This is a genomic window from Halobacillus litoralis, assembly GCF_020524085.2.
GTDB lineage: Bacteria > Bacillota > Bacilli > Bacillales > Halobacillaceae > Halobacillus > Halobacillus litoralis_E.
In genome coordinates this window covers 742,864-767,818 of sequence record NZ_CP129016.1, presented here as the reverse complement: position 1 = coordinate 767,818, position 24,955 = coordinate 742,864, and the positions used below count along the sequence as shown (strand labels likewise).

Genomic DNA, 24,955 nt, shown 5'->3' with positions numbered 1-24,955 from the left:
TTAAAGGAAGCACCAAAAAACTCACCCGGATGCAGTTGACATGCATTTGGGTGAGTGATAATATAATCAAGGTGCTTCCATTTATCCTTGTTACTTTGGAGGATATGAAGATGTCTTATGAAAAAGTAGCACAGGCTAAATCCGATATAATTATTGGAACCAAACAAACACTGAAAGCCATGAAAAATGGCGAAGTGGTTGAAGTCATAACGGCTGACGATGCTGATCAGTCGATGACACTTAAAGTAGCTAAATTAGCCCAACAACTGAACATTCCTCACACACGGGTACCTTCGATGGAGGAGCTCGGGAATGCATGTGGTATTGATGTTGGTGCGGCTACAGTGGCGATAAAGCAATAAAGTTTTGGCGTTCTGCGCGAAAGCTTTGTTTTTTGCCTTTTTATGAACCACCTGGATGTGTGGTATTAAAAAAGTATGAAGGGAGGATACAAACATGCCAACAATTAACCAATTGGTACGCAAAGGACGCGTGAGCAAAACAAAGCAGTCTAACTCTCCAGCTTTGAACAAAGGTTACAACAGCTATAAGAAGCGTATGACTGACCTTTCTTCTCCACAAAAACGTGGAGTTTGTACACGTGTTGGAACTATGACACCTAAGAAACCGAACTCTGCCCTACGTAAGTATGCACGTGTTCGTCTAACTAACCAGCTTGAGGTTAACGCGTATATCCCTGGTGAAGGCCACAACCTTCAAGAGCACAGTGTTGTTCTTATCCGTGGCGGTAAAGTTAAAGACTTGCCAGGTGTACGTTACACCGTTGTACGTGGCGCTCTTGACACAGCAAGTGTTGATGGCCGTATGCAAGGCCGTTCCAAATACGGTACGAAAAAGCCAAAAGCTAAAAAATAATCGATATGCAAATATCGCTTAAATAACAACACCTAAGAAGGGAGGGGAACATATGCCACGTAAAGGTCCAGTAGCTAAACGTGATGTGTTACCAGATCCAATGTATAACTCTAAGCTTGTTACTCGCTTGATCAACCAAATCATGGTTAACGGTCAGCGCGGTAAAGCACAAAAAATTCTTTATAAAGCATTTGAACTTGTTCAAGAACGTAGCGGCAATGACGCTATGGAAGCATTTGATCAAGCAATGAAGAACGTAATGCCTGTATTGGAGGTACGCGCTCGTCGTGTAGGTGGTTCCAACTATCAGGTACCTGTTGAGGTTCGTCCAGAACGTCGCCAGGCACTAGGCTTGCGTTTCATCGTAAACTATGCGCGTCTTCGCGGAGAGAAAACGATGGAAGAGCGCCTAGCTAACGAAATTCTTGATGCTTCAAACAACACAGGTGCATCCGTGAAACGTCGCGAAGAAATGCACAAGATGGCGGAAGCGAACAAAGCATTCGCTCACTATCGCTGGTAATCTCCAAAAAAATAAAGGTTCAAACAGGAAGGAGAAAGATGCATGGCTAGAGAGTTCTCCTTGGAAAAGACTCGGAATATCGGGGTAATGGCTCACATCGACGCTGGTAAAACAACGGCGACAGAGCGTATTCTTTTCTACACAGGACGTATCCACAAAATTGGTGAAACTCACGAAGGAGCTTCCCAAATGGACTGGATGGAGCAGGAACAAGAGCGCGGAATCACAATCACTTCTGCCGCTACGACTGCTCAATGGAAAGGTCACCGTATCAACATCATCGATACTCCGGGACACGTTGACTTCACTGTAGAAGTTGAACGTTCCCTGCGTGTACTTGATGGTTCCGTAGCCGTCCTTGACGCACAATCTGGTGTTGAGCCTCAAACTGAAACTGTTTGGCGCCAAGCTACGACATACGGTGTTCCACGTATTGTCTTCATTAACAAAATGGACAAAATCGGAGCTGACTTCATCTACTCCCTAGGTACGTTGCAAGACCGCCTAGGAGCGAATGCAGCAGCTGTTCAACTTCCTGTCGGTGCGGAAGATGAGTTCGAAGGAATCATCGACCTAGTAACGATGGAAGCATACTACTACATGGACGACTTGGGAACACGTGCTGAAGCACGCCCGATTCCTGACGACTACAAAGATCAAGCTGAAGAGTACCGTGGCAAGCTAGTAGAAGCTGTTGCAGAACTTGATGAAGACTTGATGATGCAGTATCTAGAGGGAGAAGAAATCACAAACGACCAGCTTAAGGATGCCATCCGTAAAGCGACTCTAAGTGTTGAATTCTACCCAGTATTCTGTGGTTCTGCCTTCAAGAACAAAGGAGTTCAACTTCTAATTGATGGTGTTATCGATTATCTACCATCTCCACTAGACGTACCTCCAATTGAAGGTCACGTACCACAAACAGACGAAGAAGTTGTACGTAAGCCTGACGACAACGAGCCATTCTCTGCATTGGCGTTTAAAGTCGCTACAGACCCTTATGTAGGTAAACTTACTTTCTTCCGTGTTTACTCCGGTACATTGAATGCTGGTTCATACGTGAAAAACTCCACGAAAGATAAGCGTGAACGTGTAGGTCGTATCCTACAAATGCACGCAAACTCTCGTGAAGAGATCTCCACTGTGTATGCAGGGGATATCGCTGGTGCGGTAGGCCTTAAAGATACAGGTACGGGTGATACGCTATGTGACGAAAAGAGTCTTGTTATTCTTGAGTCCATGGAATTCCCTGATCCGGTAATCTCTGTTGCTATCGAGCCTAAATCCAAAGCTGACCAAGATAAGATGTCCATCGCTCTTGGTAAACTAGCTGAAGAAGATCCAACGTTCCAAACGGAAACAAACGTTGAAACGGGTCAAACGATCATCGCAGGTATGGGTGAGCTTCACCTAGACATCATCGTTGACCGCCTGAAGCGTGAGTTCAAAGTTGAAGCGAACATTGGTGCTCCACAAGTTGCTTACCGTGAAACATTCCGCGGAAGTGCACAAGTGGAAGGTAAATTCGTACGTCAATCCGGTGGTCGTGGACAATTCGGTCACGTATGGGTTGAGTTCGAACCAAACGAAGAAGGCGCTGGTTTCGAATTCGTTAACAAGATCGTCGGTGGTGTTGTACCACGTGAATACATTCCATCTGTAGAACAAGGTATTAAAGAGTCTATGGAAAACGGTGTATTGGCTGGATACCCTATGGTAGACATCAAAGCGACTCTTTATGACGGTTCTTACCACGATGTCGACTCCAACGAAATGGCCTTTAAAGTTGCCGCTTCCATGGCACTTAAAGAGGCGAAAAACAAGTGTAAGCCTGTTCTACTTGAACCAATGATGAAAGTAGAAGTTGTTATTCCTGAGGAATACATGGGCGACATCATGGGTGACGTAACTTCCCGTCGTGGACGTGTAGAAGGTATGGAAACTCGTGGTAATGCACAAGTGGTTAAAGCATTCGTTCCACTATCTGAGATGTTCGGTTATGCAACAGCATTGCGTTCCAACACTCAAGGTCGTGGTACGTACACAATGCACTTCGACCACTATGAAGAAGTTCCGAAGAGCATCTCTGAGGAAATCATCAAGAAAAATGCTGGTGAATAATTGATTTTTTAGACGAGTTAAAGTATAACTTGTATTGTAAGCTTAGGAGTGACTCTTGCTTACTCCTAAGCTGCATCATAAATCTTGAAAACCAAACTTGTTACTTATCTAAAGGAGGAAATATACAATGGGTAAAGAAAAATTTGACCGGTCCAAGTCCCACGTTAACATTGGTACAATTGGACACGTTGACCACGGTAAAACAACTCTAACTGCAGCAATCACGACTGTACTTCACAAGCGTTCTGGTTCTGGTGAAGCAATGGCATATGACATGATCGACGGTGCTCCTGAAGAGCGTGAGCGTGGAATCACAATCTCCACTGCACACGTTGAGTACGAAACTGAAACTCGTCACTATGCACACGTTGACTGCCCAGGTCACGCTGACTACGTTAAGAACATGATCACTGGTGCTGCTCAAATGGACGGCGCGATCCTAGTTGTATCTGCAGCTGACGGTCCAATGCCACAAACTCGTGAGCACATCCTACTTTCTAAAAACGTAGGTGTACCAGCTATCGTTGTATTCTTGAACAAAGTTGACATGGTAGACGACGAAGAGCTTCTTGAGCTAGTAGAAATGGAAGTTCGCGATCTTCTTTCTGAGTACGACTTCGATGGTGATGACGTACCAGTAATCAGCGGTTCTGCTCTTAAAGCTCTTGAAGGCGAAGAGAAGTATGAGCAAGCAATTTACGATCTTATGGACGCAGTTGACGAGTATGTTCCAACTCCAGACCGTGACACTGACAAGCCATTCATGATGCCAGTTGAGGACGTATTCTCTATCACTGGTCGTGGTACAGTTGCAACTGGTCGTGTTGAGCGTGGAACAGTTAAAGTCGGTGACGAAGTTGAAATCATCGGTATGGCTGAAGAGTCCAGCAAAACTGCTGTAACTGGTGTTGAAATGTTCCGTAAGCTTCTAGATTACGCTGAAGCTGGAGACAACATCGGTGCACTTCTTCGTGGTGTTAAGCGTGAAGACATCAACCGTGGTCAAGTACTAGCTAAGCCTGGTTCTATCACTCCACACACAAACTTCAAAGCTGAAGTTTATGTACTAGCTAAAGACGAAGGTGGACGTCACACTCCATTCTTCTCTAACTACCGCCCACAGTTCTACTTCCGTACTACGGACGTAACTGGTGTTATTCAACTTCCTGAAGGCGTAGAAATGGTTATGCCTGGGGACAACGTTGAAATGACTGTAGAACTTATCTCCCCAATCGCGATTGAGGACGGAACTCGTTTCTCTATCCGTGAAGGTGGACGTACAGTAGGTTCTGGCGTAGTTTCTGAAATCACTAAGTAATTTCAGTTCTATCCTATATAGAGAGCAACAGCTTCTGGCTGTTGCTCTTTTTTTAATGAAGAAATACAACACTGTCATTGAATCCCTTCATAAGAATATATTCTTCTCCTTTACCTTACCGGCTTTATAAAATAGGAAGTTTATCCGTCTTGTCGTTAATCGTTTTTTTTACTTCCATCACTGACATGCGAATAAGGATCAGATTGATCTTATCGAAAGTTTAGAATATTCTTCTTTACACAGAGATGGTTGATATTCTCATTCATATTTGTTTTAATGGACAATAGATTTCAAAGAGGTAGTCGGAAACATTCGGCGGAAAGCCTATGAATACTAGCTATCCCCTTGAAAAAAGTGGTGAACGCTAGTATAATGTTTTAAGTGTCCGTAATGAAAAGAATTATGGATTTATCCTTGCATTGACCGCATTTCTTCTATATAATAAGTAATGTTGGTCATAAAAGGCGATGAAGCGAAAGGTTGTTGACACACCCGGCCCCTTTGCCATGGCCGGTGGTCAAGTTTTTTTCGCGGAGAATGTCTATTTCAAAAATGGGCGAAGAAGGAGGGAAAATAATGGCAAAAGAGAAAATTCGTATTCGTTTAAAGGCGTATGATCACAGAGTACTTGATCAGTCCGCAGAAAAGATCGTAGACACTGCGAAGCGTTCCGGAGCTAATGTATCTGGTCCGATCCCGCTTCCAACAGAGCGTTCTGTATATACTGTACTTCGTGCGACTCACAAGTATAAAGACTCTCGTGAGCAGTTCGAAATGCGCACTCACAAACGTCTAATCGACATTGTTAATCCAACACCACAGACTGTTGATTCACTCATGCGTTTGGATCTACCATCTGGTGTGGATATCGAAATCAAACTATAAATAAATCGTAAAGATAATAGGAGGTGTAACGGATGACGAAAGGAATCTTAGGACGAAAAGTCGGCATGACTCAAATTTTCTCTGAAAATGGCGAGTTGATCCCAGTAACAGTTGTTCAGGCTGAGCCAAACGTTGTTCTTCAAAAGAAAACAACAGAAAATGACGGTTATGAAGCGATCCAACTTGGTTTTGCTGATGAAAAGTCAAACCGCTTGAAGAAAGCTGCTCAAGGGCACGCTGATAAAGCAAGCACAACACCTAAGCGCTACGTTCGTGAATTCCGTAATACAAACCTTGATGACTTTGAACTAGGTCAAGAGGTTAAAGTTGATATTTTCGAAGCTGGTGACGCAATTGACGTTACAGGAACTTCTAAAGGTAAAGGATTCCAGGGGTGCAATCAAGCGCCACAACCAATCTACTGGACCTAAAACCCACGGTTCCCGTTTCCACCGTCGTTCCGGTTCTATGGGGCAAGGTGCTGACCCGTCCAAAGTCTTCAAAGGCAAAGGTCTTGCAGGACAAATGGGTGGCGAAACAGTAACTCTACAAAACCTTGAAGTAGTAAAAGTGGACGCTGAGCGTAATCTACTACTTATCAAAGGTAATGTACCAGGCGCGAAGAAATCTTACGTTAAGATTACAAGTGCAATTAAGGCTAGCAAATAATAAACGAAGGGAGGATATGTCATGCCTAAAGTAGCACTATTAAACCAAAGCGGTTCTAATGTTGGTGAAATTGAACTAAATGAATCCGTTTTTGGAATTGAACCTAATACTCACGTATTACACGAATCTGTGTTGATGCAACGCGCGAACCTTCGCCAAGGCACACACAAAGTAAAAGGACGTTCTGAAGTTAGTGGCGGCGGACGCAAACCATGGCGCCAAAAAGGTACAGGCCGTGCGCGTCAAGGATCTATCCGTTCACCACAATGGGTAGGTGGCGGAACTGTTTTCGGTCCTACACCACGCAGCTACAGCTACACGATGCCAAGAAAAGTACGTCGTTTGGCACTTCAATCTGCTTTCTCTTCTAAAGTGAAAGAAGAAAACATCATTGTTCTTGAGAGCCTATCTCTTGATGCTCCAAAAACAAAAGAAGTTGCAAACATTCTAAAAGCACTAGATGTTAACGAGAAAGCATTGATCGTTACTGCTGAAGCAGACGAAAATGTAACTCTATCATCTAACAACATCCCTACAGTGAAGAGTCTTCCTGTAGAGCAAGTAAGTGTGTTAGACTTGCTAACGCATGACAAGCTGATCCTTACTAAGGAAGCAGCTGAAAAAGCAGGGGAGGTGCTCTCATAATGAAAGAACCACGCGATATTATCAAGCGCCCTGTCATTACTGAACATTCTGCTGATCTTATGGGAGAAAAGAAATATACGTTTGAAGTTAGCCCAAAAGCTAACAAAACTGAAATTAAAAAAGCAGTTGAAGAAATCTTTGGCGTTCAAGTTGCACAAGTCAACACAATGAACCTTAAAGGTAAGTTCAAGCGTATGGGTCGTTACGGCGGCTACCGCTCCGATCGTAAGAAAGCAGTCATCACATTGACTCAGGACAGCGAAGAACTAGAAATCTTCGAAGCATAAAATACACGAATTGAAATATGAAGGAGGGAAATAAAGATGGCGATTAAAAAGTTCAGACCAATTACTAACGGTCGTCGACACATGTCAGTATCTGATTTCGCTGAAATCACAACTGACAAACCTGAACGCTCCCTTGTCACTCCACTTCATAAAAAAGGTGGACGTAACAACCAGGGTAAGCTGACAGTTCGTCATCAGGGCGGAGGCCACAAGCGTCAGTATCGTATTATCGACTTCAAGCGTGACAAAGATGGAATACCTGGACGCGTTGCTACAGTCGAATATGATCCGAACCGCTCCGCTAACATTGCACTAATCAATTATGTTGATGGTGAAAAACGTTACATCCTAGCTCCGAAAGGTGTGAAGGTTGGAACGGAAATTATTTCTGGTGAAGGTGCAGATATCAAACCAGGTAATGCTCTTCAGTTGAAAGACATTCCAGTTGGTACAATCGTACACAACGTAGAACTTAAGCCAGGACGCGGAGGACAACTTGTCCGTTCTGCAGGTGCTTCTGCACAAATCCTCGGTCGTGAAGAAAAATACACGCTTGTACGTCTAACTTCTGGTGAAGTTCGCTTGGTACTAAGCTCTTGCCGTGCTACAATCGGTCAAGTTGGTAACCTTGAGCACGAACTAATCAGCGTAGGTAAAGCTGGACGTTCTCGTTGGAAAGGCAAGCGCCCTACAGTACGTGGTTCCGTAATGAACCCTAGTGATCACCCACACGGTGGTGGTGAAGGACGCGCGCCAATCGGTATGCCATCTCCAGTATCTCCATGGGGTAAACCAACTCTTGGATACAAAACGAGAAAACGCAACAAGCCGTCTGATAAATATATCGTGCGTAGACGCGGTAAAAAATAACGGGATTGTCGGGCGGGCAGTAAAACCCGTCTCTCAATCGCGAAGGGAGGTTTATTCATGGGCCGCAGCCTGAAAAAAGGACCTTTTGTAGATGATCATTTAATGAAAAAAGTCGAGAAGTTGAACGAAGATAATAAACAGCAGGTCGTAAAGACTTGGTCTCGCCGTTCTACGATCTTCCCTAACTTCGTCGGACACACAATCGCCGTTTATGACGGTCGTAAGCACGTACCAGTTTATGTGACTGAAGACATGGTTGGTCACAAACTAGGTGAATTCGCGCCATCCCGTACGTTCAAGGGACACTCTGGCGACGATAAGAAAACAAAACGTTAATATAGAGAGGAGGCACTCTAATGCAAGCTAAAGCAGTTGCTAAAACCGTTCGTATCGCTCCTCGTAAAGCTCGTTTGGTAATTGATTTAATTCGAGGAAAAAATGTTGGTGAAGCTCTAGCTACACTACGTCTAACACAGCGTGGCGCATCTCCAGTAGTTGAGAAACTTCTTAACTCTGCGATCGCTAACGCAGAACACAACTATGAAATGGACCCGGAAAACCTATACGTTTCCGAAGCGTTTGTAAACGAAGGCGTAACTCTTAAACGTTTCCGCCCTCGCGCTATGGGCCGCGCAAGCCAAATCAACAAACGCACAAGCCACATCACAGTGGTCGTATCAGAAAAAAAGGAGGGATAATCAGTGGGTCAAAAAATTAATCCGGTAGGTCTTCGTATCGGCGTCATCCGCGATTGGGAATCCAAGTGGTACGCTGGCAAAGACTATGCAGACTTGTTACATGAAGACATTAAGATTCGTGAATATGTTGAAAATCGTCTTAAAGATGCTGCCCTTTCTACGGTAGAAATCGAACGCGCAGCAAACCGTGTAAACATTACTGTGCACACAGCTAAGTCAGGAATGGTTATCGGTAAAGGCGGTTCTGAAGTAGAAGCTCTTCGTAAAGCTCTAAACCAACTTACTGGTAAACGTGTTCACATCAACATCGTTGAAGTGAAAAAGCCAGATCTTGACGCTACTCTTGTAGCTGACAATATCGCACGTCAATTGGAAAACCGCGTATCTTTCCGTCGTGCTCAGAAACAAACAATCCAACGCGCTATGCGTGCAGGAGCTAAAGGTATTCGTACCCAAGTATCTGGTCGTCTAGGCGGCGCGGATATCGCTCGTGCTGAATATTACAGTGAAGGAACAGTACCACTACACACACTTCGTGCAGACATCGATTACGGAACTGCAGAAGCTGACACCACTTACGGTAAGCTTGGTGTTAAAGTGTGGATCTATCGTGGAGAAGTCCTTCCAACTAAAACTGACAAGTAAGGAAGGGGGAAAAGCATTATGTTAATGCCTAAACGTGTTAAATATCGTCGTCAACACCGTACTAGCTTAAAAGGCCGTGCAAAAGGCGGTACTGAAGTAGCATTCGGTGAATATGGTTTGCAAGCAATCGATCCAGCATGGATCACAGCCCGTCAAATCGAGGCAGCGCGTATCGCGATGACTCGTTACATGAAGCGTGGCGGTAAAGTTTGGATTAAAATCTTCCCTGATAAGCCTTATACTGCTAAACCCCTAGAAGTACGTATGGGTTCCGGTAAAGGTGCTCCAGAAGGTTTCGTAGCTGTCGTGAAGCCAGGGAAAATCATGTTCGAGATCGCAGGTGTATCTGAAGAGGTTGCACGCGAAGCGTTGCGTCTTGCTTCACACAAACTGCCGATCCGTACGAAATTCGTAAAACGTGAAGAAATTGGTGGTGAAATCAATGAAGGCTAATGAGATCCGTGAATTAACCACTGCCGAAATTGAACAAAAAGTTAAGTCTCTTAAAGAAGAACTTTTCAACCTACGCTTCCAATTGGCAACAGGTCAACTTGAGAACACTGCACGTATCCGTGAAGTTCGCAAGTCCATCGCACGTATGAAGACTGTTGCTCGTGAACGTGAGCTAGGCGTAAATAACTAATAGATGAGAGGAGGTCACCCTCACATGACTGAACGTAATAATCGTAAAGTTTATACTGGCCGTGTCGTTTCTGACAAGATGGATAAAACCATTACCGTACTAGTAGAAACTTATAAGTTCCACAAACTTTACGGCAAGCGCGTAAAGTATTCCAAAAAGTTCAAAGCGCATGACGAAAACAACCAAGCGAAGAACGGCGACATCGTAAGCATCATGGAAACTCGTCCATTGTCTGCTTCTAAGCGTTTCCGTCTTCTAGAAGTTGTTGAAGAGTCTGTCATTATCTAAATAAAGTTCGCTCGGATTTAATCCGAAGGGAGGTTACATGTTATGATTCAACAGGAATCTCGTCTGAAAGTCGCAGATAACTCTGGTGCTCGTGAAATCCAAACCATTAAAGTATTGGGTGGATCCGGCCGCAAAACAGCTAACATTGGTGATATCATCACTGCTACTGTGAAGCAGGCAACACCAGGAGGCGTTGTTAAAAAAGGTGAAGTTGTAAAAGCTGTTATCGTACGTTCTAAGAGTGGAGTGCGCCGTAAAGATGGTTCTTACATCCGTTTTGATGAAAACGCAGCAGTAATCGTGCGTGATGACAAAGGACCACGCGGTACTCGTATCTTTGGACCGGTAGCTCGTGAACTTCGTGATGCTAAATTCATGAAGATTGTATCTCTAGCTCCAGAAGTATTATAAAAGCCTGAATGAAATGCCTTGTTAAGGAGGTGCGCGAAGAATGCACGTAAAAAAAAGGTGACAAAGTAATGGTGATTACTGGTAAGGATAAAGGCAAACAAGGTACAATCCTTGAAGCTTATCCGAAGAAAGATCGTGTCCTTGTTGAAGGTGTGAACGAAGTGAAAAAGCACGCGAAGCCTTCTCAGGAAAATCCACAGGGTGGAATCCTAACACAAGAAGCTGCGATCCACGTATCCAACGTAATGCCGATCGACCCTAAGACTGGTGAGCCGACACGTGTTGGTTACAAAGTCGAGGACGGCAAGAAAGTTCGTATCGCGAAAAAATCTGGTGAAGCACTAGATAAATAAGCCATAGAAGAAAGGAGGGCCACACGATGAACGAACTAAAGAAACAATATCAAGAAGAAGTTGTCTCATCTTTGATGAACAAATTTGAATATGATTCCATCATGCAAACACCAAAAGTTGAGAAAATTGTTGTCAACATGGGTGTAGGTGACGCTGTTCAAAACGCGAAAGCACTTGACACAGCTGTAGAAGAACTAACATTGATCACTGGTCAGAAACCAGTCATCACGAAAGCGAAGAAATCAATTGCAGGATTCCGCCTACGTGAAGGTATGCCAATCGGTGCGAAGGTTACACTTCGTGGAGAGCGCATGTACCAGTTCCTCCAAAAACTGATCGCCGTATCTCTACCACGTGTGCGTGACTTCCGTGGTATTTCTAAGAAAGCCTTCGACGGCCGTGGAAACTACACGCTTGGTGTTAAAGAGCAATTGATTTTCCCAGAGATCGATTACGATAAAGTAAACAAAGTGCGTGGTATGGATATCGTTATTGTCACTACAGCTGACTCTGACGAAGAAGCACGTGAACTTCTAGCTCAATTCGGCATGCCGTTCCAAAAATAATGAGCTAACTATAAGGAGGGAAAATAGTGGCTAAAAAATCAATGGTCGCGAAGCAACAGCGTAAACAGAAGTACCAAGTGCGCGAATACACACGTTGTGAACGCTGCGGACGTCCGCACTCCGTACTTCGTAAGTTTAAGCTTTGCCGTATTTGTTTCCGTGAACTTGCATATAAAGGTCAAATCCCTGGTGTCAAAAAAGCCAGCTGGTAAACCCGAAACAGGGAAGGAGGTTAATGAGTTATGACAATGACAGATCCAATTGCAGATATGCTGACACGTATTCGTAACGCTAACATGGTGCGTCACGAGAAGCTTGAGCTTCCAGCTTCCAACGTTAAAAAAGAAATCGCTGATATCCTTAAGCGTGAAGGTTTTGTACGTGACTACGAATTTGTTGAAGACAACAAGCAAGGAGTTCTTCGCATCTTCCTTAAGTACGGCCAAAACAATGAGCGTGTAATTACTGGTGTGAAGCGTATCAGTAAGCCAGGTCTACGTGTTTACGCTAACGCTGAAGAACTTCCAAAAGTTCTTAACGGTCTAGGTGTAGCCGTTGTATCCACTTCAAAAGGTGTATTAACAGATAAAGAAGCTCGCGAACAAGCCATCGGTGGCGAAGTTCTAGCTTACATCTGGTAAAAAAACAGATCAGACAGGAGGTGCAAACACATGTCTCGCGTAGGTTTAAAATCACTTGAAATTCCTGAAGGTGTAGAAATCATCCAGGATAACAACACGATTACAGTTAAAGGTCCTAAAGGGGAATTGACTCGTACATTCCACAAGGACATCACAGTTAAAGTTGAGGACAACGTTCTTACTGTAGCTCGTCCGAGCGACCACAAAGAACACCGTGCTCTTCACGGTACTACACGCAGCCTGATCGGTAACATGGTTGAAGGTGTTTCTAAAGGCTATGAGAAGAGTCTTGAAATCATCGGTGTAGGTTACCGTGCGCAAAAACAGGGTCAAAATGTTGTAATCAACGCTGGTTACTCTCACCCTGTTGAAGTCGATAACCACGAAGGTATCGAAATCGAAGTACCATCCAACACGAAAGTAACAGTTAAAGGGATCGACAAAGAACTTGTTGGTGCTGTAGCTGCGAAAATCCGTGCGATCCGTCCTCCAGAGCCTTATAAAGGTAAAGGAATTCGCTACGAAGGCGAATATGTACGCAGAAAAGAAGGTAAAACAGCTAAGTAAGTTTCGTAGCTAACGTATAGAAAGGAGTGACCCTGATGATCACGAAGGCAGATAAAAATGTCGTACGTAAAAAGCGTCATGCACGCGTTCGTAAGAATGTCTTTGGCACCGCTGAACGCCCACGCTTGAACGTATATCGCTCTAACAAACACATTTATGCTCAGCTAATCAACGATGAAAGCCAAGTAACAGTAGCAAGTGCGTCTACTGTCGACAATGACTTCAACCTTGATGCTACAGGCAATGTCGAGGCTGCTCAAAAAGTCGGTGAATTAGTGGCTAAGCGTGCGATCGACAACGGTTTTAAAGTTGTTGTATTCGACCGTGGAGGTTACTTGTATCATGGACGTGTGAAAGCACTAGCTGAAGCCGCTCGCGAAGCCGGCCTAGAATTTTAATAGTTAAAGGAGGGACATAAATGATTACAAACATCGACCCTAACAAACTTGATCTTGAAGAACGCGTAGTTACCATCAACCGTGTAGCTAAGGTAGTTAAAGGTGGACGTCGTTTCCGTTTTGCTGCTTTGGTTGTAGTAGGAGATAAAAATGGTCATGTCGGATTCGGTACAGGGAAAGCCCAAGAGGTACCGGAAGCGATCAAAAAAGCCATTGATGATGCTAAGAAAAATCTAATCACAGTACCAGTGAAGAACACGACAATTCCACACGAAATCAATGGACGTTTTGGTGCAGGTAACATTCTTATGAAACCAGCAGCAGAAGGTACCGGAGTTATCGCTGGTGGACCTGTCCGTGCGGTACTTGAGCTTGCAGGTGTTCAAGACATCCTATCTAAGTCACTTGGTTCTAACACGCCAATCAACATGGTACGTGCTACAATCACTGGACTTAGCGAGCTTAAGCGTGCAGAAGACGTCGCTAAACTTCGTGGTAAATCAGTAGAAGAACTGTAGGATAAGGAGGGAAATAAAATGGCTAAACAGTTAGAAATTACCCTCACGCGCAGTGTTATTGGTAGACCGCAAGATCAGCGCTCTACTGTCAAGGCGCTAGGTCTGAACAAGATCCGTCAAACTGTCGTACTTGAAGATAACCCAGCGATCCGAGGTATGGCTAATAAGGTGTCTCACCTAGTTTCGGTTAAAGAAGTTTAATTCTACAAAAGATATAAGGAGGTGCAACGCATGAAACTGCATGAACTAAAACCTGCTAAAGGTACTCGTAAAGAACGTAACCGCGTAGGTCGTGGTATGGCATCTGGTAACGGTAAAACTTCCGGACGTGGTCACAAAGGACAAGGCCAGCGTTCAGGAAGCAAAACTCGCCCAGGTTTCGAGGGTGGTCAAATGCCACTTTTCCAACGCCTGCCTAAGCGTGGTTTCACTAACGTTCACCGTAAGGAATTTGCGATTATCAACCTTGATGCACTGAATCGCTTCGAAGAAGGCACAGAGGTTACTCCTGAGCTATTGCTTGAGTCTGGTGTGGTAAGCAACCAAAAAGCCGGAATCAAAGTACTAGCTAAAGGTTCAATCGAAAAGAAACTTACAGTGAAAGCTCACAAGTTCTCTGCTTCCGCGAAAGAAGCAATTGAAGCAGCGGGCGGTCAAACTGAGGTGATTTAATGTTCCGGACAATCTCCAATTTTATGCGCGTGGGTGATATTCGACGGAAGATTATTTTCACTTTGTTGATGCTCATTGTTTTTCGCCTGGGAACATTCATCCCGGTTCCTTTTACAAATAGAGAAGCCATCAATTTCATGGATGAACAGAATGCGTTCGGTTTCCTGAACACATTCGGAGGCGGGGCATTACAAAACTTCTCCATCTTTGCTATGGGGATCATGCCCTACATTACTGCCTCCATCATCATGCAATTGTTGCAGATGGACGTTGTTCCTAAGTTTGCGGAATGGAAGAAGCAAGGTGAAGTCGGCCGTCGAAAATTAGCTCAGTTTACCCGCTATGGAACGATCGTGCTCGCTTTCATTCAAGCCATCGGCATGTCTATAGGTTTTAATGCACTGGCTGGTGGTCAATTGATCGCTGATCCAGGGGTTACGAAATTCTTAATCATTGCTCTTGTCTTGACAGGCGGTACAGCGTTTCTAATGTGGCTTGGTGAGCAAATCACTGAACACGGCGTTGGAAATGGTATATCCATTCTAATTTTTGCAGGAATTGTTGCTGCAATCCCAACCGGTGTGAACCAGTTGTATGATCAATACATCTCCGGTGCCGGAGAAGAGTTGTTCATTAACTTGGTCATCATCGCTCTGATTGTACTTGTTATTATTGCGGTTGTTGTGGGAGTCATCTTCATCCAACAAGCCCTTCGTAAAATTCCTATTCAATATGCAAAACGTTTGGTTAACCGTTCGCCAGTAGGTGGGCATTCCACTCACTTACCACTAAAAGTGAATGCTGCAGGAGTCATCCCGGTCATCTTTGCGATATCTTTCATTATCGCACCAAGAACCGTTGCTGGTCTCTTTGAGAACAGTGAAGTCGCCTCCGTCATTCAATATATATTTGATTATCAAAACTGGCCTGGAATGATTATCTATGTAGCGTTGATCATTGCCTTCACTTATTTCTATACATTTGTTCAGGTTAATCCGGAACAAATGGCTGAAAACTTGAAGAAGCAAGGCGGGTATATCCCGGGGGATTCGTCCTGGAGCAAATACGGAAACGTACTTGACTCGTGTGATGTATCGATTGACATTCGTAGGATCCATCTTCCTAGCAGCTGTCTCTATCCTACCGATCATCTTGGGCTCTGCTGCGCAGTTGCCGCCAAGTATTCAAATCGGAGGAACCGGCCTGCTGATTGTTGTAGGGGTTGCCCTTCAAATTATGAAGCAGCTGGAAAGTCAGCTTGTAAAACGCCACTATCAAGGATTCATTAAATAATTAGTGTGAAAGCTAATGAATAAATGAGAGCGAGGGGAACACGTTGAATTTAATTCTGATGGGTCTCCCTGGTGCCGGTAAAGGTACTCAGGCTGAGAAGATAGTCGAAAAATATGACATCCCTCATATCTCAACTGGAGATATGTTCCGATTAGCTATCAAAGAAGGAACAGCACTGGGCAAAGAAGCCAAATCCTATATGGACAAAGGCGAATTGGTTCCCGATGAAGTGACCATCGGAATCGTTCGTGAGCGTCTAAGTAAACCCGATTGTAAAAAAGGATTCCTTTTAGACGGTTTCCCAAGAACAATCGCCCAAGCAGAAGCCCTTGAGAACCTCTTGACTGATATGGAAGAGTCATTGGACTATGTTCTTCATATCGATGTTCCTAAGGAGCAACTCATCGAGCGTCTTACTGGACGACGCATCTGCCCGACGTGCGGTGCTACCTATCACGTGGTCTTCAACCCGCCGAAAGAAGACGGCAAGTGTGATCACGATGGCTCTGAGTTGATTCAGCGCGAAGACGATCAGCCTGACACCGTAAGAAAGCGCCTGGAGGTCAATGTTGAGCAATCGCAACCTCTGCTTGATTTCTACCAAGAGAAAGGGTACTTGGTATCATTCGAAGGTGACAAAGATATCAATGAAGTATTCCAAGACATCGATCAAAAGCTGGGAGCTCTGGCTGAATGATTATTTGTAAGACTTCACGGGAATTAGATATTATGCGAGAAGCAGGGCGGATCGTCGCCTTGACGCACCAAAAGTTGGAACAAAAGATCCAACCAGGTATAACAACCGGAGAATTGGATAAGATTGCAGATGAATTCATACGCAGTATGGATGCAATCCCATCTTTTAAAGGTTATAATGGATTCCGTGGAAGTATCTGTGCATCTGTCAACGAAGAACTCGTTCATGGCATCCCCTGGAGACAGGGTGTTGAACGAAGGTGATATCATCAGCATCGATATTGGTGCCAAATATAAAGGTTATCACGGAGATTCGGCCTGGACGTATCCGGTCGGAACCGTCGATGATGAAACCATGGAATTGTTGAGAGTTACTGAACAATCATTGTTTAAAGGACTTGATGAAGCAAAACCAGGTGTACGCCTTTCAAATATATCCCATGCAATCCAGAGCTTCGTTGAACCTGAAGGGTTTTCAATTGTAAGAGAGTATGTGGGACACGGCGTAGGGCAGGAGCTTCATGAGGATCCTCAAATTCCTCATTACGGCCCGCCAAACAAAGGACCACGTCTTAAGCCTGGAATGGTATTGGCTGTAGAACCGATGGTAAACGCAGGCTCTCGCTACGTGAAGACGCTTGGCGACCATTGGACGGTAGTCACTCAAGATGGTAAAATGTGCGCTCACTTTGAGCACACGATTGCAATTACGGATGAAGGATACGAAATCCTTACAAAATCCTAAATGAAGGTGATCGTTTTTGAACGAATCTGAGTCGAGTCCGCGAATAGGTCAAATTGTTCGTATTGTGCAGGGGCGTGAGGCAGGACAGTACGCGGTAGTAATCGATGTACTGGATGGCCGCTTTGTGCTGCTTGCCGACGGAGAGAAACGTAAGTATGATCGACCAAAGAAAAAGAATTTGCAACATGTTGAGCTTATGGATTTCATCTCTCCGGAAGTCCAGGACAGCCTTCTGGAAACTGGTCGTGTCACAAATGGCAAGCTTCGATTTGCCGTATCAAAATATGTCAATGAAGCAGTGACTGATTTGAAGAAGGGAGATCAACTCGATGGCGAAAGACGATGTAATTGAAGTAGAAGGGACCGTCGTTGAAACCTTACCGAACGCACAGTTCAAGGTTGAACTCGAGAACGGTCACTCCGTTTTAGCTCACGTTTCCGGTAAAATTCGCATGCACTTCATTCGAATCTTACCAGGAGACAAGGTAACGGTAGAACTTTCCCCTTATGACTTAACTAAAGGACGTATTACGTACCGTTATAAATAAAACTCCGATCTAAAAGGAGGTATGGATGATGAAGGTAAGGCCTTCTGTAAAACCAATTTGCGAAAAATGCAAAGTCATCAAACGTAAAGGTAAAGTCATGGTTATCTGTGAAAACCCTAAGCATAAACAAAAACAAGGCTAAAACTGAAGGAGGTGCACGTAACTTATGGCACGTATTGCAGGTGTAGATATTCCTCGTGACAAGCGAGTAGTCGTATCCCTAACTTACGTTTATGGTATCGGTAAATCCCTTGCCAAAGACGTACTAGCTGAAGCTGGCGTTTCTGAAAGTACTCGCGTACGCGATCTTACAGAAGACGAACTAGGTAAAATCCGTAAAGCAGTGGAACAACACAACACGGAAGGTGACCTTCGTCGTGAGAACTCTCTTAACATCAAGCGTTTGATTGAGATCGGTTCTTATCGCGGAATCCGTCATCGTCGTGGACTTCCACTTCGCGGACAGAAGACGAAAAACAACTCTCGTACACGTAAAGGCCCACGTCGTACCGTGGCTAACAAACGTAAATAATAAGCAACACAAAGGAGGTAAGCTAACTATATGGCACGTAAAGGAAACACTCGTAGTCGTAAGCGTCGCGTGAAAAAGAATATAGAGACCGGTGTGGCACACATCCGCTCTACTTTCAACAACACAATCGTAACGATCACTGATGTTCAAGGTAACGTTATCGCGTGGAGCAGTGCTGGATCCCTTGGTTTCAAAGGTTCCCGTAAATCTACTCCATTCGCTGCTCAAATGGCTTCTGAAGCTGCGGCGAAAGACGCTATGGACAACGGTATGAAAACTCTTGAAGTAACAGTTAAAGGCCCTGGTGCTGGTCGTGAAGCAGCAATCCGCTCTCTACAAGCAGCAGGTCTTGAAATCACGGCAATCCGTGACGTAACTCCAGTACCACACAATGGTTGCCGCCCACCAAAACGTCGTCGCGTATAATAGTTCTGAATAGAATTTGTCACCCTGTCTATAATGGGTTATGATAGCTTTTAATCATCACCGCCGTAGACAGAGAAAATATGCAGTTGTCTTTTTATCGGGACTGCCTACCTGAGGAATTTCGGTTAGACCTATTGTCTAACCGGGGTTTCGACGTTTTGAAGGAGGGTTTAGTGTAAATGATCGAAATTGAAAAGCCAAAGATTGAAACGGTCGAGATCAGCGATGAGTCTACTTTTGGTAAGTTCGTCGTAGAACCGCTTGAGCGTGGGTATGGTACAACTCTAGGGAACTCCTTGCGTCGTATCCTATTATCCTCACTTCCCGGCTCTGCTGTCACATCAGTTCAAATTGACGGGGTCCTTCATGAGTTCTCAACCATTGAAGGTGTCGTCGAAGACGTAACCACAGTCATTCTTAATCTGAAGAAACTAGCTTTGAAGGTTTATTCCGACGAAGAGAAGACTTTGGAGATTGATGTACAGGGTGAAGGAAAAGTTACAGCGGCTGACATTACGCACGACAGTGATGTAGAAGTTCTTAATCCAGATCTTCACATTGCAACATTAGATAGCAACTCCAGCTTCCGTGCACGTATTACAGCAGAACGCGGCCGAGGATATCGTCCGGCTGAAGGAAACAACCATGAGGATCAACCAATTGGCGTTATTCCAGTTGACTCTATTTTTACGCCGGTATCCCGTGTAACGTATCAAGTAGAGAACACTAGAATCGGTCAAACATCTAACTTTGATAAGTTGACGTTAGATGTATGGACGGATGGCAGCATTCGTCCGGAAGAAGCGATCTCTCTTGGGGCTAAAATCTATATGGAACACCTCAATATCTTTGTAGGCCTTACAGATGAAGCTCAAAAAGCTGAAATCATGGTTGAAAAAGAAGAGGACCAAAAAGAAAAAGTTCTAGAAATGACGATCGAAGAACTTGATCTATCTGTACGTTCTTACAACTGCTTGAAGCGCGCTGGCATTAATACAGTGCAGGAACTTGCGAATAAGTCTGAAGAAGACATGATGAAGGTACGTAACCTTGGTCGCAAGTCACTTGAAGAAGTGAAGCACAAGTTGGACGAACTTGGATTAGGTCTAAGAAAAGACGATTGATTGATAGAACACATCTAAGAGATTCAGATAAGGGAGGGATTATCAATGGCTAGAAAACTAGGACGTACAACGGATCAGCGTATGGCGCTACTTCGTAACTTAGCGACAGACTTGATCATTCACGAACGTTTGGAAACAACAGAAGCAAAAGCGAAAGAGCTTAAATCTGTTGTAGAAAAAATGATTACACTAGGGAAACGCGGCGATCTACATGCCCGTCGTCAAGCTGAATCATTCCTTTACAATGCGCAGGCGGACGAAGAAGGAGAGCAAACAGCTTTGCAAAAGCTATTCTCTGACATCGGCCCACGCTATGAAGACCGTCAAGGTGGTTACACTCGCGTGCTTAAGCTAGGCGAGCGTAAAGGTGATGGAGCGAAAATGGCGATCATTGAACTAGTTTAATGAATACCATGAGGGTTAAAGGGCAGGACTGAATCTCATCGCGAGGTTACATCCAGCCCTTTTTTTATATCCAAATCGAAGGAAATATCGTGTGGATGGCGTCGATTTTCAGATGACCCATCCTTTGGTTGATAGGAAATGATGTCATATTTCCTGGGAAATAGTCAGTTGAGCAGAGGAGGAACACAGATGGGAGAGAGACAAGTCGAGTTTCGTCATGTGTCTTTTAAATACCATGAAGACATGCCCTGGGTATTAAAGGACGTGAGCTTTACCATAGGACCGGACGAGTGGATAGCCATCATTGGTCACAATGGTTCAGGCAAATCGACGATTGCTAAATTAATGAATGGACTTTTGTTTCCTCAGGAAGGGGAAATTATCGTCGATGGAATGAAAGTGACACCTGAGACGGTGTGGGAAGTCAGAAAACAGGTCGGGATGGTTTTTCAAAATCCTGATAACCAGTTTGTAGGGACCACGGTCAGAGATGACGTTGCGTTCGGAATGGAAAACCACGGCATGCCCCGGGAACTGATGGTTGAGCGCATCAAAGAAAGCCTGGACTCTGTCCGTATGGAAGCATACGAGAGGCATGAACCGTACCGATTATCCGGAGGTCAAAAACAGCGGGTTGCTATCGCCAGCGTCCTAGCTGTATCACCTGAATTCATTATTCTTGATGAAGCAACCGCTATGCTTGATCCAAAAGGTAGAAAAGAAATCATGCAGACCGTAAGCGACGTCCAGCGTGAAAGAGATCTTTCATTAGTGACCATTACCCATGACCTTCAAGAAGTGACGATGGCTTCAAGAGTGATTGTCATGAATGGTGGAGAGGTTTGGATGGAAGGAAAACCTAGAGATGTATTCTCTAGAAAAGAACAGTTGACTGAAATTGGCTTGGATACTCCGTTTGTAAGTAAAATGGCTGACCACCTCAAAGAAGAAGGTTTAAGCCTATCTCGTGAGCCACTCAATCACCAGGAGTTGTTGGAGGACTTATGCACATCTCGTTTGACCACGTAAGCTATACCTATCAACCGAACAGTCCATTCGAACACAAAGCACTGAATGATCTGACGTTTTCGATCGAATCTGGATCTTTTGTAGCTGTCATCGGACACACAGGATCAGGGAAGTCAACATTGATCCAGCACTTAAACGGACTGCTGCAGCCAACCGAAGGGAAAATACAACTGGGTGATTATACCATTGAAGCTGGAGTGAAAAATAAGCACTTAAGAGATCTACGTGAAAAAGTCGGCGTTGTTTTTCAATATCCTGAGCATCAATTGTTTGAAGAAACAGTGGCCAAAGACATTGCCTTCGGTCCGCAGAATTTCGGTGTCCCCCAAGAAGAAATTGAGCGGCGCACGAAAGCTGCGGTTAAAGCGACAAAGCTTCCTGAAGACTTGCTCGACCGTTCGCCATTCGACTTGAGTGGTGGTCAGATGCGTCGTGTAGCTATATCGGGGGTGCTGGCGATGGACCCAAAGGTTCTTGTTTTAGATGAACCGACCGCTGGACTTGATCCCAGCGGCCAGAGAGAAGTGATGGACATGTTCCATGACCTTCATCATGAAAAGGGACTGACGACCATCCTGGTCACTCATAGTATGGAAGATGCCCTTGCCTATGCCGACTATATTTTAATTATGAACCAAGGGGAACTTTACAAAGAAGGGACACCTTTGGAGATCTTCCGCCAGAAGGAAGACCTTGAACAAGTTCAGTTGGATGTTCCGGAAGTCATCGCTTTCTTAAGCAAAGCAGAGAAAGAGTATGGGATTGAACTTGAATATCAAGGACAGACCATAGCTGAGTTAGCAAAAGAATTAGCCCGCAAAGTGAGAGGGGGCAGCGATCATGAGTAGTTCTTTGATTATCGGCCAATATATACCGACAGATTCCGTGATCCACCGCCTTGATCCTCGTTCAAAAATCGCTATCATTTTCTTTTATGTTGTGATCGTATTTTTTGCTAACTCTGTTATGAGCTACGGGGTACTTGCTCTCTTTGCTGTTGGGAGTGCTTTGCTTTCCCGAGTGCCATTTCGTTACATTATGAAAGGTTTGAAACCGGTATGGTTCCTTATTGTGTTTACGTTCCTCCTTCATTTGATTGTCACGAGGGAAGGGGACGTCGTGTTTTCTATATTGGGCTGGGATGTTTATAGAGAAGGTCTTGTCCAGGGGGGAGCCATTTCATTACGGTTCTTCCTCCTCATTCTTGTGACCTCGTTGCTTACGTTGACAACAACGCCGATTGAAATTACAGATGCCATCGAAGAGTTGTTAGGTCCCTTGAAAAAAGTGAAATTCCCTGTCCATGAACTGGCGTTGATGATGTCGATCTCTCTCCGCTTCATCCCAACATTGATGCAGGAGACAGAGAAGATTTCCAAAGCCCAGGCTTCCCGAGGGGTGGATTTTCGCACAGGCGCGTTAAAGGACCGTGTGAAGGCGATTGTCCCACTCTTAGTCCCGCTGTTCGTAAGTGCCTTCAAACGCGCAGAGGAGCTTGCTATGGCCATGGAAGCACGTGGTTATCAAGGAGGGGAAGGTCGTACGAAGCTCAGGGAACTGAGGATATCGAAGCTTGATATTTCTTTGTATGTCCTGTTCGCTCTATTAGTCATCGCCCTATTCATGACGAGAAGCTGACGGGGAGGAACGTTTTATGAAAAGAATTCGTATGGTCATCCGTTATGATGGGACGAATTATGCCGGCTATCAGGTTCAGCCTAATGGGAATACCATTCAGGCAGAGCTTGAAAAAGCATTAAGGAAAATGCACAAAGGAGATCAGGTGAAAGTGGTCGCTTCTGGACGTACGGATGCACGTGTTCACGCGCTCGGTCAGGTGATTCACTTTGATACTCCCCTTCATATTCCTATGGCGAATTGGAAAAGAGCATTGGGCTCGCTTCTTCCGGATGATATTCAAGTCGTTTCTGCCGAGCAAGCATCTGAAGAATTCCATGCAAGATATGATGCGAAGGGAAAAGAGTACCGCTATTATGTCCATCAAGCTCATGAGCCGGATCTCTTCCGCCGTCATTATACTCACCATGTCCGCGCAGAACTCGATATCAACAGGATGAGAGAAGCATGCAGACACCTTGAGGGAGAGCATGATTTCACCTCTTTTTGTTCACCGAAGACGGACATCAAAGGCACCAAGGTTCGGACAATTTATAAAGCAGAGGTAACAAAAGAGGGGAATGACATGGTATTTGTCTTCCGAGGATCAGGATTCCTTTATAATATGGTTCGGATTCTTGTCGGAACTCTTTTGGAAATCGGAAGGAACGATCGTAAGCCTGAAGATGTAAAGCGGATCATCCAAGCAAAAAAAACGTAAAGAAGCAGGAAAGACAGCACCACCGCAAGGATTATTTTTATGGGAAGTGTTTTATCAAGAATCAGATGGATTCAAAAAATAATTCACTTCTTTAAAAAAACAACGAATCCAGGTGTGCATGCCCTTGACATATAGTTACAAGGTGTTATATTATATTCTATGGCATTTTATTTCTGTACCACGGTTAGCCCCGGAAAACTAATCGTATTCGAGATAAATGATAAAGTAGTAACGAAGTCTATGAGAAATCAAACATTTCAGGAGGGAAACCGATATGCGCACAACTTTCATGGCAAATGAAAACAACGTTGAACGTAAATGGTATGTTGTGGATGCTGCAGGGCAAACACTCGGCCGTTTAGCGAGCGAAGTTGCTGCGATCCTTCGCGGTAAAAATAAACCAACATACACACCACACGTTGACACAGGTGACCACGTCATCATCATCAATGCTGGTGAGATCCAACTTACAGGTAACAAAATCAACGATAAGATCTATTATCGTCATTCTAACCACGTAGGTGGTTTGAAATCCCGTACGGCTAACGAAATGCGTACGAAATACCCTGAGCAAATGCTAGAGCTTGCTGTTAAAGGGATGCTTCCAAAAGGAAGTCTTGGACGTAAGATGGGCAAGAAACTTCATGTTTACGCTGGTGCGGAACACAAACATGAAGCACAAAAACCAGAAGTTTACGAACTTCGCGGATAATCAAAGGAGGTAATCTTAGTGGCACAAGTACAATACTCAGGTACTGGTCGTCGTAAGAGCTCAACAGCTCGTGTACGTCTTGTTCCATGAACTGGTCGTGTAGTAGTAAACAAACGTGATGCTGAAGACTTTTTCCCATATGAAACTCTTCGTATGATTCTGAAACAGCCTCTAGCTGTTACAGAAACTGAAGGTAACTATGATGTATATGTAAACGTAGATGGCGGTGGATTCACAGGACAAGCAGGTGCGATCCGTCACGGAATCGCTCGTGCATTGTTACAAGCGGATCCTGAATACCGTACACCATTGAAGCGCGCTGGTCTATTGACTCGTGACGCACGTATGAAAGAGCGTAAGAAATACGGTCTTAAAGGTGCACGTCGCGCTCCACAATTCTCCAAGCGTTAATCGATGCTTATACAAAAGACTCTCAACCGACTCGGTTGGGAGTCTTTTTTTATGCCTTTAGCTCATGGTAGTGACTGCGGTTGCTGACAAGTGGTGCCGGGT

At 44.5% G+C, this 24,955-nt stretch carries 37 protein-coding genes and 5 pseudogenes; all 42 read left to right on the top strand.

What is annotated here, in order from left to right; all coding sequences use genetic code 11:
* Nucleotides 1-110: 110 nt before the first annotated feature.
* The 42 genes and pseudogenes from LC065_RS04110 (at nt 111) to rpsI (ending at nt 24,853) form a co-directional block, all read left to right on the top strand.
* The gene (locus tag LC065_RS04110; protein WP_089654440.1) at nt 111-362 is read left to right on the top strand and encodes a 50S ribosomal protein L7ae-like protein; all 252 of its coding nucleotides are present in this window, start codon (nt 111-113) and stop codon (nt 360-362) included.
* A 94-nt stretch (nt 363-456) separates the two neighbouring features.
* The gene (gene rpsL / locus LC065_RS04105) at nt 457-876 is read left to right on the top strand and encodes a 30S ribosomal protein S12 (protein ID WP_089654439.1); all 420 of its coding nucleotides are present in this window, start codon (nt 457-459) and stop codon (nt 874-876) included.
* A 52-nt stretch (nt 877-928) separates the two neighbouring features.
* Nucleotides 929-1,399: a 30S ribosomal protein S7 gene (gene rpsG, locus LC065_RS04100; protein WP_089654438.1), complete on the top strand. Its 471-nt coding sequence runs from the start codon at nt 929-931 to the stop codon at nt 1,397-1,399.
* Nucleotides 1,400-1,441: 42 nt separating this feature from the next.
* A complete protein-coding gene (gene fusA / locus LC065_RS04095; RefSeq protein WP_226594758.1) occupies nt 1,442-3,520 on the top strand; it encodes an elongation factor G in 2,079 nt (692 codons plus the stop codon).
* 127 nt (nt 3,521-3,647) lie between these two features.
* Nucleotides 3,648-4,838 (top strand): elongation factor Tu, encoded by a 1,191-nt coding sequence (gene tuf / locus LC065_RS04090; RefSeq protein WP_089654436.1) that lies wholly within the window; start codon nt 3,648-3,650, stop codon nt 4,836-4,838.
* 576 nt (nt 4,839-5,414) lie between these two features.
* Nucleotides 5,415-5,723: a 30S ribosomal protein S10 gene (gene rpsJ, locus LC065_RS04085; protein WP_089654435.1), complete on the top strand. Its 309-nt coding sequence runs from the start codon at nt 5,415-5,417 to the stop codon at nt 5,721-5,723.
* A 32-nt stretch (nt 5,724-5,755) separates the two neighbouring features.
* Nucleotides 5,756-6,392: pseudogene (rplC, locus tag LC065_RS04080) on the top strand (50S ribosomal protein L3).
* Nucleotides 6,393-6,413: 21 nt separating this feature from the next.
* Complete coding sequence (gene rplD / locus LC065_RS04075) at nt 6,414-7,037, top strand: 50S ribosomal protein L4 (protein WP_226594759.1); 624 nt, start codon at nt 6,414-6,416, stop codon at nt 7,035-7,037.
* Nucleotides 7,037-7,324: a 50S ribosomal protein L23 gene (gene rplW, locus LC065_RS04070; protein WP_146818469.1), complete on the top strand. Its 288-nt coding sequence runs from the start codon at nt 7,037-7,039 to the stop codon at nt 7,322-7,324. Before rplD ends, rplW begins: the two co-directional genes overlap by 1 nt.
* A 36-nt stretch (nt 7,325-7,360) precedes the next feature.
* The gene (rplB, locus tag LC065_RS04065) at nt 7,361-8,194 is read left to right on the top strand and encodes a 50S ribosomal protein L2 (RefSeq protein ID WP_146818467.1); all 834 of its coding nucleotides are present in this window, start codon (nt 7,361-7,363) and stop codon (nt 8,192-8,194) included.
* 57 nt (nt 8,195-8,251) lie between these two features.
* Complete coding sequence (gene rpsS, locus LC065_RS04060) at nt 8,252-8,530, top strand: 30S ribosomal protein S19 (RefSeq protein ID WP_035511685.1); 279 nt, start codon at nt 8,252-8,254, stop codon at nt 8,528-8,530.
* Nucleotides 8,531-8,550: 20 nt separating this feature from the next.
* On the top strand, nt 8,551-8,892 hold the full coding sequence (rplV, locus tag LC065_RS04055; protein ID WP_035511684.1) for a 50S ribosomal protein L22: 342 nt from the start codon (nt 8,551-8,553) through the stop codon (nt 8,890-8,892).
* Nucleotides 8,893-8,895: 3 nt separating this feature from the next.
* On the top strand, nt 8,896-9,537 hold the full coding sequence (rpsC, locus tag LC065_RS04050; protein WP_306163765.1) for a 30S ribosomal protein S3: 642 nt from the start codon (nt 8,896-8,898) through the stop codon (nt 9,535-9,537).
* Nucleotides 9,538-9,555: 18 nt separating this feature from the next.
* Nucleotides 9,556-9,990, top strand: a complete 435-nt coding sequence (gene rplP, locus LC065_RS04045) for a 50S ribosomal protein L16 (RefSeq protein ID WP_027953416.1) — start codon at nt 9,556-9,558, stop codon at nt 9,988-9,990.
* Nucleotides 9,980-10,180 (top strand): 50S ribosomal protein L29, encoded by a 201-nt coding sequence (rpmC, locus tag LC065_RS04040; protein ID WP_008636054.1) that lies wholly within the window; start codon nt 9,980-9,982, stop codon nt 10,178-10,180. The genes rplP and rpmC overlap by 11 nt, the downstream gene beginning before the upstream one ends.
* A 24-nt stretch (nt 10,181-10,204) precedes the next feature.
* A complete protein-coding gene (rpsQ, locus tag LC065_RS04035; protein ID WP_035511679.1) occupies nt 10,205-10,468 on the top strand; it encodes a 30S ribosomal protein S17 in 264 nt (87 codons plus the stop codon).
* Between the two features lie 42 nt (nt 10,469-10,510).
* Nucleotides 10,511-10,879 carry a 50S ribosomal protein L14 gene (rplN, locus tag LC065_RS04030; protein ID WP_035511677.1) on the top strand — a complete coding sequence of 123 codons (369 nt, stop codon included), beginning with the start codon at nt 10,511-10,513 and terminating at the stop codon, nt 10,877-10,879.
* A gap of 50 nt (nt 10,880-10,929) precedes the next feature.
* A pseudogene (gene rplX, locus LC065_RS04025) lies at nt 10,930-11,232 on the top strand (50S ribosomal protein L24); the annotation flags it as partial.
* 26 nt (nt 11,233-11,258) lie between these two features.
* Nucleotides 11,259-11,798: a 50S ribosomal protein L5 gene (rplE, locus tag LC065_RS04020; RefSeq protein ID WP_115824707.1), complete on the top strand. Its 540-nt coding sequence runs from the start codon at nt 11,259-11,261 to the stop codon at nt 11,796-11,798.
* A gap of 26 nt (nt 11,799-11,824) precedes the next feature.
* A complete protein-coding gene (locus LC065_RS04015; protein WP_035511674.1) occupies nt 11,825-12,010 on the top strand; it encodes a type Z 30S ribosomal protein S14 in 186 nt (61 codons plus the stop codon).
* Between the two features lie 30 nt (nt 12,011-12,040).
* On the top strand, nt 12,041-12,439 hold the full coding sequence (gene rpsH, locus LC065_RS04010) for a 30S ribosomal protein S8 (protein ID WP_089654429.1): 399 nt from the start codon (nt 12,041-12,043) through the stop codon (nt 12,437-12,439).
* A gap of 30 nt (nt 12,440-12,469) precedes the next feature.
* Complete coding sequence (gene rplF / locus LC065_RS04005; RefSeq protein WP_089654428.1) at nt 12,470-13,006, top strand: 50S ribosomal protein L6; 537 nt, start codon at nt 12,470-12,472, stop codon at nt 13,004-13,006.
* A gap of 35 nt (nt 13,007-13,041) precedes the next feature.
* Nucleotides 13,042-13,404, top strand: coding sequence for a 50S ribosomal protein L18 (rplR, locus tag LC065_RS04000; RefSeq protein ID WP_115895005.1), 363 nt, complete (start codon nt 13,042-13,044; stop codon nt 13,402-13,404).
* Nucleotides 13,405-13,427: 23 nt separating this feature from the next.
* Nucleotides 13,428-13,922: a 30S ribosomal protein S5 gene (rpsE, locus tag LC065_RS03995; protein ID WP_326315280.1), complete on the top strand. Its 495-nt coding sequence runs from the start codon at nt 13,428-13,430 to the stop codon at nt 13,920-13,922.
* A gap of 18 nt (nt 13,923-13,940) precedes the next feature.
* Entirely contained in the window at nt 13,941-14,123 is a 183-nt protein-coding gene (gene rpmD, locus LC065_RS03990; protein ID WP_089654426.1) for a 50S ribosomal protein L30, read from the top strand.
* Nucleotides 14,124-14,153: 30 nt separating this feature from the next.
* Entirely contained in the window at nt 14,154-14,594 is a 441-nt protein-coding gene (gene rplO, locus LC065_RS03985) for a 50S ribosomal protein L15 (protein ID WP_089654425.1), read from the top strand.
* Nucleotides 14,594-15,887, top strand: a pseudogene (gene secY, locus LC065_RS03980) (preprotein translocase subunit SecY). The gene rplO and the pseudogene secY overlap by 1 nt, the downstream one beginning before the upstream one ends.
* 43 nt (nt 15,888-15,930) lie before the next feature.
* Nucleotides 15,931-16,584 carry an adenylate kinase gene (locus LC065_RS03975; protein WP_226594762.1) on the top strand — a complete coding sequence of 218 codons (654 nt, stop codon included), beginning with the start codon at nt 15,931-15,933 and terminating at the stop codon, nt 16,582-16,584.
* Nucleotides 16,581-17,328, top strand: a pseudogene (map, locus tag LC065_RS03970) (type I methionyl aminopeptidase). Before LC065_RS03975 ends, map begins: the two are co-directional and overlap by 4 nt.
* 16 nt (nt 17,329-17,344) lie before the next feature.
* The gene (locus tag LC065_RS03965) at nt 17,345-17,680 is read left to right on the top strand and encodes a KOW domain-containing RNA-binding protein (protein WP_035511657.1); all 336 of its coding nucleotides are present in this window, start codon (nt 17,345-17,347) and stop codon (nt 17,678-17,680) included.
* Nucleotides 17,658-17,876, top strand: a complete 219-nt coding sequence (gene infA / locus LC065_RS03960; protein ID WP_008636026.1) for a translation initiation factor IF-1 — start codon at nt 17,658-17,660, stop codon at nt 17,874-17,876. The genes LC065_RS03965 and infA overlap by 23 nt, the downstream gene beginning before the upstream one ends.
* A gap of 28 nt (nt 17,877-17,904) precedes the next feature.
* Nucleotides 17,905-18,018, top strand: a complete 114-nt coding sequence (rpmJ, locus tag LC065_RS03955) for a 50S ribosomal protein L36 (protein ID WP_002509257.1) — start codon at nt 17,905-17,907, stop codon at nt 18,016-18,018.
* Nucleotides 18,019-18,042: 24 nt separating this feature from the next.
* Nucleotides 18,043-18,408 carry a 30S ribosomal protein S13 gene (gene rpsM, locus LC065_RS03950; RefSeq protein ID WP_146818457.1) on the top strand — a complete coding sequence of 122 codons (366 nt, stop codon included), beginning with the start codon at nt 18,043-18,045 and terminating at the stop codon, nt 18,406-18,408.
* Nucleotides 18,409-18,438: 30 nt separating this feature from the next.
* Nucleotides 18,439-18,834, top strand: a complete 396-nt coding sequence (gene rpsK, locus LC065_RS03945; protein ID WP_146818455.1) for a 30S ribosomal protein S11 — start codon at nt 18,439-18,441, stop codon at nt 18,832-18,834.
* A gap of 179 nt (nt 18,835-19,013) precedes the next feature.
* On the top strand, nt 19,014-19,958 hold the full coding sequence (locus LC065_RS03940; protein ID WP_089654419.1) for a DNA-directed RNA polymerase subunit alpha: 945 nt from the start codon (nt 19,014-19,016) through the stop codon (nt 19,956-19,958).
* 45 nt (nt 19,959-20,003) lie between these two features.
* Complete coding sequence (rplQ, locus tag LC065_RS03935) at nt 20,004-20,363, top strand: 50S ribosomal protein L17 (protein ID WP_146818453.1); 360 nt, start codon at nt 20,004-20,006, stop codon at nt 20,361-20,363.
* Nucleotides 20,364-20,552: 189 nt separating this feature from the next.
* Nucleotides 20,553-21,392 (top strand): energy-coupling factor ABC transporter ATP-binding protein, encoded by an 840-nt coding sequence (locus LC065_RS03930; RefSeq protein WP_306163764.1) that lies wholly within the window; start codon nt 20,553-20,555, stop codon nt 21,390-21,392.
* On the top strand, nt 21,368-22,240 hold the full coding sequence (locus LC065_RS03925; protein WP_226594768.1) for an energy-coupling factor ABC transporter ATP-binding protein: 873 nt from the start codon (nt 21,368-21,370) through the stop codon (nt 22,238-22,240). Before LC065_RS03930 ends, LC065_RS03925 begins: the two co-directional genes overlap by 25 nt.
* The gene (locus LC065_RS03920) at nt 22,233-23,030 is read left to right on the top strand and encodes an energy-coupling factor transporter transmembrane component T family protein (protein WP_226594769.1); all 798 of its coding nucleotides are present in this window, start codon (nt 22,233-22,235) and stop codon (nt 23,028-23,030) included. Before LC065_RS03925 ends, LC065_RS03920 begins: the two co-directional genes overlap by 8 nt.
* Nucleotides 23,031-23,046: 16 nt before the next feature.
* On the top strand, nt 23,047-23,730 hold the full coding sequence (gene truA, locus LC065_RS03915) for a tRNA pseudouridine(38-40) synthase TruA (protein ID WP_371933400.1): 684 nt from the start codon (nt 23,047-23,049) through the stop codon (nt 23,728-23,730).
* Nucleotides 23,731-24,004: 274 nt separating this feature from the next.
* Nucleotides 24,005-24,442: a 50S ribosomal protein L13 gene (gene rplM / locus LC065_RS03910; RefSeq protein WP_075038156.1), complete on the top strand. Its 438-nt coding sequence runs from the start codon at nt 24,005-24,007 to the stop codon at nt 24,440-24,442.
* Between the two features lie 18 nt (nt 24,443-24,460).
* Nucleotides 24,461-24,853: pseudogene (gene rpsI, locus LC065_RS03905) on the top strand (30S ribosomal protein S9).
* Nucleotides 24,854-24,955: the final 102 nt, after the last annotated feature.